10 protein-coding genes, 2 tRNA genes and 1 pseudogene are annotated in these 13028 nt (G+C 48.2%); 3 read left to right on the forward strand and 10 right to left on the reverse strand.

The annotated features are described in order from the left end of the window. Positions 1–89: 89 nt before the first annotated feature. Positions 90–830, reverse strand: a complete 741-nt coding sequence (locus H9L42_RS11025; protein ID WP_187303450.1) for a Fic family protein — start codon at positions 828–830, stop codon at positions 90–92. A 165-nt stretch (positions 831–995) separates the two neighbouring features. Here H9L42_RS11025 and H9L42_RS11030 point away from each other — a divergent pair, with 165 nt between their 5' ends. After that, positions 996–1688, forward strand: a complete 693-nt coding sequence (locus H9L42_RS11030) for an MgtC/SapB family protein (RefSeq protein ID WP_187303451.1) — start codon at positions 996–998, stop codon at positions 1686–1688. A 75-nt stretch (positions 1689–1763) separates the two neighbouring features. On the opposite strand, the gene H9L42_RS11035 is transcribed toward H9L42_RS11030, so the two are convergent. Beyond that, positions 1764–2330, reverse strand: coding sequence for a radical SAM protein (locus tag H9L42_RS11035; protein WP_187303452.1), 567 nt, complete (start codon positions 2328–2330; stop codon positions 1764–1766). A gap of 113 nt (positions 2331–2443) precedes the next feature. On the opposite strand from H9L42_RS11035, the gene H9L42_RS11040 reads away from it, so the two are divergent. After that, on the forward strand, positions 2444–2992 hold the full coding sequence (locus tag H9L42_RS11040; protein ID WP_187303453.1) for a metallophosphoesterase family protein: 549 nt from the start codon (positions 2444–2446) through the stop codon (positions 2990–2992). A 20-nt stretch (positions 2993–3012) separates the two neighbouring features. Here the strand turns inward: H9L42_RS11040 and carB are convergent, their stop codons facing one another. From carB to H9L42_RS11070, 6 genes are all read right to left on the reverse strand, one after another. Further along, complete coding sequence (carB, locus tag H9L42_RS11045) at positions 3013–6189, reverse strand: carbamoyl-phosphate synthase (glutamine-hydrolyzing) large subunit (protein WP_187303454.1); 3177 nt, start codon at positions 6187–6189, stop codon at positions 3013–3015. Then, a complete protein-coding gene (carA, locus tag H9L42_RS11050) occupies positions 6182–7291 on the reverse strand; it encodes a glutamine-hydrolyzing carbamoyl-phosphate synthase small subunit (RefSeq protein ID WP_465270660.1) in 1110 nt (369 codons plus the stop codon). The genes carB and carA overlap by 8 nt, the downstream gene beginning before the upstream one ends. Before the next feature lie 144 nt (positions 7292–7435). Beyond that, positions 7436–7894 (reverse strand): PaaI family thioesterase, encoded by a 459-nt coding sequence (locus H9L42_RS11055; protein WP_187303455.1) that lies wholly within the window; start codon positions 7892–7894, stop codon positions 7436–7438. Continuing rightward, entirely contained in the window at positions 7895–9184 is a 1290-nt protein-coding gene (locus tag H9L42_RS11060; protein ID WP_187303456.1) for a D-serine ammonia-lyase, read from the reverse strand. Between the two features lie 18 nt (positions 9185–9202). Further along, on the reverse strand, positions 9203–10153 hold the full coding sequence (locus H9L42_RS11065) for a 2-hydroxyacid dehydrogenase (RefSeq protein WP_187303457.1): 951 nt from the start codon (positions 10151–10153) through the stop codon (positions 9203–9205). A 171-nt stretch (positions 10154–10324) separates the two neighbouring features. Continuing rightward, positions 10325–10401 (reverse strand) — tRNA-Arg (locus tag H9L42_RS11070). A 162-nt stretch (positions 10402–10563) separates the two neighbouring features. Here H9L42_RS11070 and H9L42_RS11075 point away from each other — a divergent pair. Then, a tRNA-Thr gene (locus H9L42_RS11075) sits at positions 10564–10638 on the forward strand. Positions 10639–10847: 209 nt separating this feature from the next. Here the strand turns inward: H9L42_RS11075 and H9L42_RS11080 are convergent. Both H9L42_RS11080 and H9L42_RS17290 read right to left on the reverse strand, forming a co-directional pair. Next, the gene (locus tag H9L42_RS11080) at positions 10848–11849 is read right to left on the reverse strand and encodes a diguanylate cyclase domain-containing protein (RefSeq protein ID WP_187303458.1); all 1002 of its coding nucleotides are present in this window, start codon (positions 11847–11849) and stop codon (positions 10848–10850) included. A 388-nt stretch (positions 11850–12237) separates the two neighbouring features. Further along, positions 12238–12944: pseudogene (locus H9L42_RS17290) on the reverse strand (tyrosine-type recombinase/integrase). Positions 12945–13028 lie beyond the last annotated feature (84 nt).

The following is a 13028-nucleotide window of genomic DNA, read 5'->3' on the forward strand; positions in this document are numbered from 1 at the left end:
TACAACTAATTTGCTGTATTTTTTAAATATTTTTAGAATCCCAAAACTCCCTTAATATGCCTGACCTTGCTTGCAATGTTCAGCGCATCTTATTGTTCGTCCCCTTTTCCATACACATCTTCATCATGTTCAACGATCTGCAGGACTTGTATCATTTTATTATACTCAGCCCGCTCCAAACCCCAGAAAAAAATCGCGTCATCGTTATCTTTTAAACATTCCGTCATGGTCTTTCGGTATTCTTCCCGGTTGTATCCAAGGGCCACGGGGAAAAATCCTTTTTCCTCCAAATAATAGTTCATCGCCAGCCTTGCCATGGCTCCGCTATATTCTTCAAATGGATAGAGCCGCAAGATGCCGCAGTGAATCGCGGCCGCGCGGCGCATCTCGTTTGCTCCGATCCGGTAAGCTTCCCGAAACAGTTTTTCAATTCCGCTTTCAATATCTTCATGATATGGCGGAACGTACTTCCATTCCTGGACAAATGGTTCCGACTTGCGAAATCCGGAATCCTTTCCCATAAGGGAACTGTAAAATTTAAGCAGGAGCGTTTTGTCCAGACTACATTTCAGCGTCAGACAGTCCCGCATCAGTTCTAATGTATTCATATAATTTTTAATAAACACACAATCTTTTAAAGACGCCTCCCGTGGGATATCCCCTGCCATAATTCCTTCCACTTCTTTTTTGGAAAGCTCCGTACCGTCCAGTTCCATGCTTCCGTATATGTAATCCATTTCATTCAGGCGCTTCAGCGTTCTGCTGGTTTCTCTTCTGAACGGTTTGCGCAGCCCCAGATCGATCTTCAGTTTTACTAATTCCTTATACATGAAAATCCTCCTATGCTCTATTTCTACAGTTTAACACAGAATCTGAAATTTCGCCAGAAAACCCCGTTTTTTCTCACTTCTTCCTGATAAAACCCGGAAAGCTCCTATTTTCCGCTCTTGCCCCAAACCGGTATTGCGCATATAATAAAAGCAAAAAGGAGCTAAATGATGATTTCCTTACCGGATATCTTTTATGATGTAAATTTATTCTCAACCGCTCTGCGTCTTGTTCTTGCCGTCATATTCGGCGGTATTATCGGGCTGGAGCGGGGTGCCAACCGCCACCCCGCCGGGTTCCGTACGCATATTCTCGTCTGCGTCGGTTCCGCTCTTGCCATGCTTACAAACGCGTATCTCTGCCAGACATACGGAACCGGGGATCCTGCCCGTCTCGGCGCGCAGGTTATAACCGGCGTCGGTTTTCTGGGTGTCGGCACGATCCTGGTTACCGGAAGGCACAAGATAAAAGGACTCACGACCGCCGCGGGGCTTTGGGCTTCGGCCTGCCTTGGCCTGGCTCTCGGAATCGGATTTTATTCCGGCGCGGTAGTCGCCGCCGTCGTAATTTTCGCCAGCCTCGCTTTGCTCCCAAAGGTGGAAAACCATTTTTACAAAAAGTCCCATGCCATCGACCTTTACATTGAAATTGATTCCGTCGAGCACTTCCGCGCTTTTATCCGGCATGTCCGCTCCATTGACGCCGCTTTTTATGAAACGCATCTGAGCCAGGCGAATCCGATCATGCAAGAAGGAATCGCTTTTCACCTCTCCATGATTCTCCCCAAAGGGATCTCCCATAATCAGGCAGTAGAGGAATTTGGAAATTTTGAAGGAGTCTATCTGATCGAAGAAATATAACAACATCTGTCTACGAAAAATCCGCCCCTGCTTGGGGCGGATCCATTAAAAAGTGTGCGTTTCCGCTATGTCTTTTTATTCACAATCCTTCAAAAATCCAATTTTTCCAATCGCTGCCGCGTATTTAAACATGTCCACATCGCCGAAATCCCCTTCTACCGGGCGAAGCCTCAGCTTTGCCTTGATTTCCTCATAGGGCATGGTTGGCAGAAATACAATCTCGTAATCATGCTGAAAGGTCAGCTGCACAAAATCCAGAATTTCATCATCGCTGAATCCTTTTTCTAAAGAAACCTGAAGCCGCACTTTCAGCCGCTGATCAACCGCTTTGTTGATCCCTTCCACCACCGGCTCCAGCTGCATGCCGTCATGGGATCTTTTATAGCGTGTGTACCGCATGGTATTGACATTGATCATCACGCCGGTCAGCCCGGCCTTTTTTAATTTTTCCGCCATCGCTGAAAGTTCCTGCCCGTCGGTCTCAATCAAAATTTCTTCATTCTGAAGCTTACGGACGATATCAATGATCCCGGTCCGCTTCAGAGGCTCTTTTCCTGCCAGAACGACACGTTTCTGTCCCTCTGCCTGTTTGAGGATTTCCTCTTTTGACGGTACTGTCGCGTCTTTGAATTCAATTCTCATTTTTTCTGTTTCCTCCCGCTTGTCCAAGTCGAAATTATTTTACCTTATCCTTCCGCTCTAGTCAACACGCCTGTCCTGTGTTACAATGCTTTTACCAAAGGAGGCCCATTGTTATGAAAATTTTTGTCATCAGTGATACCCATGGAAGAACCGAAAAAGCGGAAGAAGTATGGAACAGACTGACGGATGTGGACCTGGTTCTTCATCTTGGCGATTATGAGAAAGACGCTCAGCGGCTCGCTCAAATCTTCGGAGTGGAGGTCATCGGAGTAAAAGGAAATATGGACGGATCTTACAGCAGAGAAGATTACCGCATTGTGGATACGGAATATGGCAAACTCCTGCTGACCCACGGACACATGGATCAGGTCAAAATCAGCCCTCTTAATCTGCTTTACCGCGCGCAGGAACTCGGCTGCCGCGCCGTTTTATTCGGACACACCCATATTCCGTTTTATGAGGAAGAAAGCGGGATCTATCTTGTCAATCCGGGAAGTCTCTCCCAGCCCCGGGACGGAAGCGAAGGCTCTTACGCGATTCTACACACCTCTGAAAAAGAATTCCATTGCGCCATTGTTTACTATTCCAGTCTCCATGGCGGAAAAAAGCCGCCTCAAACGAGACGGCTCAGAAATATGCTCAATTACAGCGACCGGTTTTAATTCCGGTCTTTTTTCTGTTTTTACAACGTATGGTACTCCAGACGCGTATGTTTTTGCTTCAGGCTGATAGCGATTAAAAATGCCGCGGCAGTGTCCATGCAGGTGAGGACCGGAAGCCCCCGCTCAATGGCTTTTCTGCGGATCGGGAACGTATCGCTCTCCGGCCGATTGGCAACCTTCGGAGTGTTGATTACCATCTGGATCTCTTCCCCAATCATCTCCTTTGCCTTTTCATAAGGAATGACTTCCGCGGCAATGCCCTCCTTGTGCATAAAAGCCCCGGTGCCTTCGGAAGCATATAGCTTAAATCCTGCCTGTTCATACCGTTTCAAGGTCTTGGCGGTTCCCGCGTTTTTATCCGGATCCCGCAGCGTTACAAAGATATTGCCCTCTGTCGGAATTTTCGTCCCCGCCGCGAGGAATCCTTTGTAAATCGCTTTGCTCAAATCCTTGTCAATGCCCAGCACTTCACCGGTGGATTTCATTTCAGGCCCCAAAGCCATATCCATATTGGTCAACTTGGCGTTGGAGAACACCGGAACCTTTACCGCATAGTAATCGGCTCTCCTGTAAAGCCCGGTTCCGTATTGGGAATCCCGCAGTTTGTGTCCCAGCATAGCCGCCACTGCCAGCTTTACCATCGGGACTTTCGTTACCTTGCTCAAAATCGGTACGGTTCTGGAAGCCCGCGGGTTTACCTCAATCACGTAAATTTTCTTTCCGTCGTAAGCGTACTGGATGTTCACAAGTCCCGTAATGTGCAGCGCCTTTGTGATCCGTTTCGTATAATCGATCAGGGTATCCTCCACCTCTTTGGAAAGGGTGAAGTGCGGATATACGGAAATGCTGTCACCGGAATGGACGCCGGTTCGTTCGATATGCTCCATAATTCCCGGAATCAGCACGTCTTCCCCGTCCGCGATGGCGTCGACCTCAATTTCCTTTCCCTGGACATATTTATCGATAAGAACCGGATGCTCCGTGGAGATCGAAACCGCTTCCTTCAGATAGCGTTTCAGCTCCACATCGCTGTATACAACCTGCATCGCTCTTCCACCGATTACGTAGGAAGGACGCACCACCAGAGGATAGCCCAGCTTTTCCACCGCCGCGAAGGCTTCTTCCGCCGTGGTTACCGCAAGTCCCTCAGGCACGGAAATTCCGATTTCCTCCAGAAGCTCACAGAATTTTTCCCGGTCTTCCGCCAGATCAATATACTTGTACGGCGTTCCCAGGATAGGAATGCTGCGGCTGTTGAGCTTTTCCGCCAGATTCAGGGACGTCTGTCCGCCAAACTGCAGAATCACGCCGTAAGGCCGCTCCTTCTTTATCACGTTCATTACATTATCAATATGAAGCGACTCAAAATACAGCTTATCCGAAGTGTCAAAGTCCGTGCTCACGGTTTCCGGATTATTGTTCATAATGATGGCTTCATATCCCAGATCTTTAATGGCCCAGACGCCCTGCACACAGCAGTAGTCAAATTCGATTCCCTGGCCGATCCGGATCGGTCCCGAGCCGACCACAAGAATTTTTTCTTCCGGAGAAACCTCCACCTCGTCCTCTTCATCATAGCAGGAATAATAGTAAGGGGTGGCCGCGTCAAACTCTCCTCCACAGGTGTCGACCATTTTATATACCGGGAAGATATCGTTGTAGATACGGATATCCTGCAGAACCTCCCTGGACACGCCGGAAAGCCGCAGAATTTCGCTATCTGTAAATCCTCTGGACTCAACTTCGTACAGCAGTTCCTTGGTAAGCGGCTGGGTCTGCAGCGCTTCCTCCAGATCGATAATTCCCTTGATTTTTTTCAGGAACCAGCGGTCAATTTTCAAAAGGTCATAAAGCCCCTCCACGTCAATCAGCTTTCTTCTCAAAGCTTCCGCGATGCAGAAAATACGTTCGTCGTCGCACGCCGCCAGCTTTTCCATCAGCTTTTCGTTGTCCAGATTGGAAACGAACGGAATCCGCAGACCGTCACACTTGATTTCCACAGAAGTGAGAGCCTTCAGCAGGGCGCTCTCGAAGGTCCTGCAGATGGACATGACCTCACCCGTAGCTTTCATCTGAGTCCCCAGCTTTCTGGAAGCGGTGCGGAATTTGTCAAAGGGCCATTTGGGGAACTTGACCACACAGTAGTCCAGAACCGGTTCAAAGCAGGCGCTGGTCTCCTGGGTCACGTAATTTTTCAATTCATCCAGATTATATCCAAGGGCGATTTTGGCCGCGATTTTGGCGATCGGATACCCCGCCGCCTTGGAAGCCAGCGCCGACGAACGGCTTACTCTCGGATTTACTTCGATTACAATATACTCTCCGTTGTCCGGATTCAGAGCAAACTGAACATTGCAGCCGCCCTCGATTTCCAGGCTGCGGATAATCTTCACCGCGGAATCCCGCAGCATCTGATACTCCTCATCCCGCAAAGTCTGGGTCGGTGCCACAACAATGCTGTCTCCCGTATGTACGCCCACCGGATCCAGATTTTCCATACTGCAGACAATGATACAGTTATCACGGCTGTCCCGCATAACTTCATACTCGATTTCTTTCCACCCCGCGACGGATTTTTCCAGCAGAATCTGCCCGATGGCGCTGTTTTCCATTCCTCTCCGGCACAGCAGCTGCAGCTCGTCATCGTTTGTAGCGACGCCGCCTCCGGTTCCTCCCAGCGTATAAGCGGGACGGATGATAACCGGATATCCGATTTTTTTAACGAAAGCCTCACATTCTTCCATACTGGTAGCGATTACACTTGGGGGAATCGGTTCTCCGATTTCCTGCATCAGCTTTTTGAATTCTTCCCGGTCTTCCGCCTTTTCGATGCTTTCCCGGTTCACCCCCAGCAGCTTCACTCCGTATTTTTCCAGAATGCCATGCTCTTCCAGGGACATCGCCAGGTTCAAACCGGTCTGACCGCCAAACCCTGCCAGAATTCCATCCGGCCGCTCTTTTTCCAAAATCTGTTCCATGGCCTCCTCTGTCAGAGGTTCCATATACACTTTGTCCGCGATCCCTTCATCGGTCATGATGGTCGCCGGGTTGCTGTTGACCAGAATGGTTTCGATTCCTTCTTCCCGAATCGCTTTGCAGGCCTGTGTCCCCGCATAATCGAATTCTGCCGCCTGGCCGATAATAATCGGGCCGGAACCGATAATAAGCAATTTATTTAAAGACGCTTTCCTAGGCATTCTCCTTACCACCTTTCATCATAGTTACAAATTTGTCAAACAGATATACGCTGTCATTGGGTCCCGGAGACGCCTCAGGATGAAACTGCACGGAAAACACCGGAAGTTCTCTGTGCTCCATTCCCTCTACGGTTCCATCGTTCAGGTTCAGATGGGTCACTTCCATACCGTTGAGCATGATGCTTTCCATTTTTACCGCGTAACCGTGGTTCTGAGAAGTAATATAAGAACGCTTTGTATCTTTGTCATATACGCCATGGTTGCCGCCCCGGTGTCCATACTTCAATTTATAAGTCTGACCGCCCGCCGCCAGGGCCAGAATCTGATGCCCCATACAGATTCCGAAAATCGGCACATCCGCGTCCCGCAGAAGAACCGCGGTTTCCCGGATCGCTTCGGTAGCTTCCTCCGGATCTCCCGGCCCGTTTGTCAGGAAAATGCCGTCCGGATGATAGTCCAGAATTTCCTTCGCCGAGGTTCCGTAAGGAAACATCTCCAGCTCGCATCCCCGTTCCATCAGGGCTTTCAGGATACTCATCTTAACGCCGAAGTCCAGTACCGCCACCTTATAGGTTCCTCCCGCGCCCAGGGTCACCCGATCCACAGTGGAAACTTCTTTCATCCAGTCGCCCCGCAGCGTGGAAGCTTCACAAATCTCTCTGGCCTGTTCAATCGAAATGCCCTCGTTGCTGATTACGCATTTTACCGTTCCTTCCGTACGGATTTTCTTCGTAATCTTTCTCGTATCCACTCCCCAGATTCCCGGGGTTTTCTGTTCCCGCAGCCAGGTGTCCAGCGTCATCACACTGTTGCTGTTGGATGGCTGGCTGCATAAATCTTTTATCACCAGACCAAGGGCGTGAATGCCTCCGGATTCATTATCAATACTGCTGATCCCGTAATTGCCTATAAGGGGATAGGTCATTGTAATAATCTGCCCTTTATAGGAAGGATCGGTCAATATCTTCTGATAGCCGGTCATAGAAGTATTGAATACCAGTTCACCTGTTCTTGTTCCCCGAAAGCCGAATCCATGTCCTTTATACACAGATCCATCTTCCAGGTAGATCAGCCCTTCCATCTTTTCCTTATTGTTTTCCATTGTCCTCTTCCTCTTTTTCTTCCTGCGTCTTGTTTTTCATTCAGATAATTATACATCTTTATTCATGTTTATTCAAGTCCTTGCTTGGGAAATTTTCGCAAAAAAGGAGCAGTCTTTTTCCGACTCGCTCCTGCGGGAATCCCTTCACCGTTTTTCCTTCGTTGTATCCACATTCATATAGACAGAAGCCGCGGTTGCCGCCAGTTTGCCTGTATTTTTGCTCCTTGCTTCGCAGACAATCTGCGTAATCCTCTTCCCAGCGGCTGTTGCTTTGGCGGTTACAATCAGCTGATCGCCAATCTGTACGGGACGGATATATTTAACATCTAAACTGATTGTCGGGGCATAGTTTTCACCGGCACAAAATCTCGCGATTGCTGCCGCTGTAATATCGAAGGCCGTGCAGATCATTCCGCCGTGCATCATTCCGCCCCGGTTTGCCTGCCATTCCTGCACCGGAAATCCCAGTGTAATGGAAGTATCTTCATAGGAACAGCCGATCCTTACGGATCTCATTCTGCCATTTACCGTTTCTTTTTGCTGTTCGTTGTTTTCATACATGGTTTTATCCAGATAGCGCTCCATCGTCTGCTGTCCGTCCATTTAAATCTCCCTTTCTTTCTCCCGCGTTTCCCGCAGGATTCTTCCCTTTTCCACATAGGCGTTCATCTCTTCTCCCGGCACCATGCTGCCGCCGGTTGCCCACACAATATGGGACGCTTCACATTCATCATTATACATCATATGCAGCGGTCCTTCAAATCCCGCGCAGGCGGAAGGCTCAATACGAATCTGTTCCTGTCTCGCGAGAAGCTCCAGATAAGAAAACAATTTCTCATCCTGCACCGTGTAACACCCCTGCACCATCGTTTCCATCACGCCTGCCGCCAGGGAGGAACAGCGGCCTACCGCCAGACCGTCCGCCTCGGTTTTCCCGTCCAGTCCGATATCCTGTACGCGAATGCGGTCTTTCAGTCCGGTCATCAGCCCCAGAGTCATACATGGAGCATGAACCGGTTCCGCGAAAATACAGTGGACATGAGGCCCGAGATAGGTTTTAAGGCCGAATGTCACGCCCCCGGGAGCGCCGCCCACTCCGCAGGGCAGGTAGACAAACAGAGGATGAGTCTCATCGACTTTGATTTCCTGAGCGTCCAGCTGTTTTTTCAGACGTTTGCCGGAAGCCGCGTATCCAAGGAACAAATCTGCCGAATTTTCATCATCCACAAAATGACAGAGGGGATCGTTTTCCGCTTCTGCTCTGCCGGCTGCCACTGCCTGCTGGTAGTCCTGACTGTATTCTTTTACCGTGGCGCCTTTTTCCCTTAAAAGGTCTTTTTTCCACTGTCTGGCATCCCGTGACATGTGTACGGTTACCTGAAATCCCAGTTTGGCGCTGATAATACCGATAGCAAGTCCCAGATTGCCCGTTGACCCCACCGCGACCCGATAGCCGGAAAACAGCTTTTGAAACGGCTCCCGCGTCAGCTGTCCATAGTCATCGCTTGTTTTCAACATACCATGTTCCATCGCGATGGTTTCCGCCAGCTTCAGAATTTCGTAAATTCCGCCTCTGGCTTTGACTGATCCGGAAATCGGCAAATGGCTGTCGCATTTCAGAAAAAGTCTCCCTTCTATTCCCAAGGCCTTTTGCATTTGAGGGATCTCTCGCAAAGGGGATTCGATGATTCCTCCCATCTTTTCCGTCTCCGGAAAGGCCTTTTGTATATAAGGGGCAAAACGGTCGAGCCGCTCCGCCGCGTCCTCAATATCCTCTCTGTGGAAAGGACACTCCGCTTCCTGCCCGTACCTGGGATTTCCCCAGAAAACTTCCCTCTGTTCGCTCATTTCGCCGATCAGCGGCCATTGCGCGATCTGTTTTTCTAAATCCATCTCTCGTCTGTCCTCTTGTTATCCGATTACTTTGTTTATCTGCCGTCCCTGCATCCAAGCGTCAAGGTTGGCGAATACAATTTCCGCCCTTTTTTCCATGGATTCTTCTGTCGCGAACGCCACATGAGGGGTTACGATGGTATTCGGCGTGTGCAAAAGGGGATGGGCCGGATCAAGGGGAGGTTCCGTTTCAAACACATCAATGCCGGCACCCGCGACTTTTCCGCTGTTTAAGGCGTCCGCCAGCGCCTGCGAATCCACAACCGGTCCTCTGGCCGCGTTAATCAGAATCGCGCCTTCCTTGATGTGCGCCAAAGATTCCTTGTTAATCAGACCTTTGGATTTTTCCGTCACCGGGCAGTGCAGCGTGACAATGTCAGACTGGGCCATCATTTCGTTCAGCGGCAGATAGGCGACGTCTTTCGTACTCTCTTTGTTTGAGAATCCGTTGTAGGCAATCGTCCTGCACCCGAAGGCTCTGCAAAGCTCACCCACACGGCTTCCGATGGCTCCGGTTCCAATAATGCCCACAGTTTTTCCTTTGAGTTCGTTTCCGACAAGTCCGTCTTTTGTCTTCCCTTCCCGGCAGCGGGCATCCACCTGCGGTACATTGCGCAGAAGGGAAAGCATCATGCAGATGGTCAATTCCGCGACCGAATCATTGGAATAGCCGGAAGCGTTGCTGACCGCGATTCCCATTTTCTCCGCCGCCGCCAGATCCACATGATCCACCCCGGTAAAGGCGACATTGATAAATTTCAGATTCGGACAGCTTTCAATTACACTCCCTTTCAGCGGCATATTGGCGATTATCAGGATATCCGCGTCTTTACATCGCTCGATCTGTGTATCCGGATCGTCATCCCTCTCATATGCCTCAAAAGTATGCCCCGATTTTTCCAGCGGTTTTGTATAGTTCGCCAGCAAATCTCCGCTGATAGCCAGAGATTCCAGCATTACAATTTTCATAACTCTATCCTCCTGTTTGTTGGATTTTACAATTCTTTTCGAGATTTATATGAAAATTATAATATGGAATGAAGAAATTGGCAACCGCCCTGCGGATATAAGCGTGGTTCCGTCGGCGCCTCTCATAAAGAGAGAAAAAAAAGCCTTGAAACCGTAGTGATTTCAAGGCTTTGGCGCGCCATTAGGGATTCGAACCCCAGACCTTCGCATTCGTAGTGCGCTACTCTATCCAGCTGAGCTAATGGCGCCCGTCAACTGACAAATGCTATTATACAATAAAATCCCCTACGGTGTAAAGTAAAATTTTTGCGCTTTCTTAAATTTGTCGAAGAAGTCGAAGACGTTGAATGAAAAATTAAAAAAAACTCTTGAATTCTTCCCATGATCGATTGTATAATAGGAAAGTACCTGCTACTGTGGCTCAGGGGTAGAGCAGCTCACTCGTAATGAGCAGGTCGTCGGTTCAAATCCGACCAGTAGCTCCAGATAAAAATCCCGTTAAACCAAGTAATTTTAACTGGTTTAGCGGGATTTTCTTTTGTTTTTTCAATTCCATATTTTAGGTAAAAATCCCGTTTTATCCCCTTTTTCTATCCGTCAGCATAGGAGTTAGTGAGGAGTAACTCGTTTAAATTTCAACCCTTTTCATGCTCTACCTGTGGGATTAATAAATTTATTCATAGTATTAGTCTGCTTATTTTTCAATCTCACCCGCGATCAGAAAGCTATTTTTTCCCTTTTCTTTTGCTTCATAAAGCGCCTGGTCCGCATAGCGATACAGTTCCTCAAACATCTGCTCATCCTTTCGAAACGCGATTCCCGCGGAAACAGTAATTCCATAGATCTTCAAGAACGGATCCTGACGAAGCGCGCGGAGAGCCTTTTCCATACGTTGAGAGAATCTCCCGATGTCTTTCACTTCTTTATCAAAAAATACGGTAAATTCATCTCCCCCATAATGCGCGATGATCCCGTCTGAGAATTCGCGTTCCATCCATTTTCCGATTACCGAAAGAACTTTATCCCCTAAGAGATGCCCGTATTTATCATTACAAAGTTTAAAATCATCTACATCCAGCATCAGAAAAACACCCTGGTTTCGAGGACAGCTGCGAAGTATGCTTGTGACCACCGCCTCAAAGTGAGCGCGATTGTAAAGTCCCGTCAGATAATCATGTTCTACAGCGTACTGCAATTTTTCGTTCATCTCTCGAAGCGCGTGGGTCTGTTTTTCAACCAGTTCCTTAAGCTGTTGGTTCATACTGCCAATCATACCATTAGGAAAAAACTCTCCCGGCGCCTGATTGGGATCCGGAGAAGATTGATGAACATGCAGTACTTTCCATTCATTTTTGTATTCTAAAATCATAGAAACCCGAAATTCCATTTCGCAGACAATCCGCCCATCAGGTGAATCTTCCCGTACCACAATACGCATAATAGCCAGATAAAGCGCTTCCCCTATTTTCTGCGGCCAGATTTCTTCTTTCTGTACGGTAAATCGGACAAGTCCGGCTCTTACTTTTTCCTCGTTTTTAATCGCTTGAGAGAATTCTTTTAAGGATGGAAAAAATTCTGTGCCGCCCGTACCAATCACCGATGCGGTTGGGGCCATGTGTTTTTCAAAAATATCATAATTACAGTTTTCCAGATATTCATGAACCAGATATCTGCAAAACTCACTAACACCGTTCATTCTCTTTCTCCTTCATTTAAGCCGATCCAGGCTCAAATTAGAATCGGGCAATACCTGAATCGTTTTTTTGCTTCAAGGTTATATACAGAAAATGGATTACAGAAATACGTCAAATTCATTTTTGCACAGCAGAATCAAATTTCACTACATAATTTTGATTCTGTTGTAACATAAATCACAAAATAAAACTATACATATTATATTATACTATAGAAAACAGGACCGCCGCAAGCCCTTCACAGAATGCCGCAGGAATTGCGCATGAAAAAGGAAATGTTCATTATAAAGGATACTCCATAAAAACAGGTATACAACCTTCGATTGTTTTCTGCTGCCAAAAGATGATGTCCAGGAGAGCTTCGGTTTTCCGAATACAACAGAATCAAAATTATGTGATAATCATCCCCATCCGCTCCAGCTGCGCGCGGTGGATGGCTCCGCTTTCCGCAGTATAGATCCGGGTGGTCGCAACGCTGGTATGTCCAAGAATATCGGCCAGCCGGGAAAGATCTTTTTCCAGAGAATAGTAAGTTCGGGCAAACAAGTGCCGCAGATTATGTGGGAATACCTTTTCCGCTGAAACACCCGCTTCTTCACACAGAGATTTCATCTCTCTCCAGATGTTGGATCGATCCAGTTTTTTCCACTCTTTGTTACGAATACTAATCCACTTCTCCGGTTCTGCTCGCGCATATACGCGTCAAGACACCGGCATAATTTCTTCGGAAGGAAGACCTCTCTGCTCTTTCCCTTGCATCTGACCACCGCTCTCCCGCAGCGCACAGCCTCCATGGTAATGAACTGCAGTTCTGAGACACGAATCCCTGTAGAAGTAATCGTCTGCAATACAAGCGCCAGCCGTTCCTTTCCCATTTTTTCCGCAGTCTTTACAAGGCGGGCATACTCACTCCTTGTCAACTCCTTTTCCTCTCTGCGAAAGATTGCTCTCTGTATCTTCAGAGGCTGGATGCGGCAGTCCGTCCACTCCATAAAGTTCAAAAATGAATTGACAGCCGCGATCATCGCGTTCACCGACGCGGGGGCATATTCTTTACCGTATTCCCTGCCTTTTCCTGCTCTCTCAAAAAAACTCATAGTCCGAAAGTCTCTCCCTTGTAAGGACTCTCGCTTTTCTTCTTTTCCACATGTTTCATCTCCTCCTTCGATTTCATATCCTTT

Source organism: Zhenpiania hominis (assembly GCF_014333425.1).
Taxonomy (GTDB): domain Bacteria; phylum Bacillota; class Clostridia; order Peptostreptococcales; family Anaerovoracaceae; genus Hominibacterium; species Hominibacterium hominis.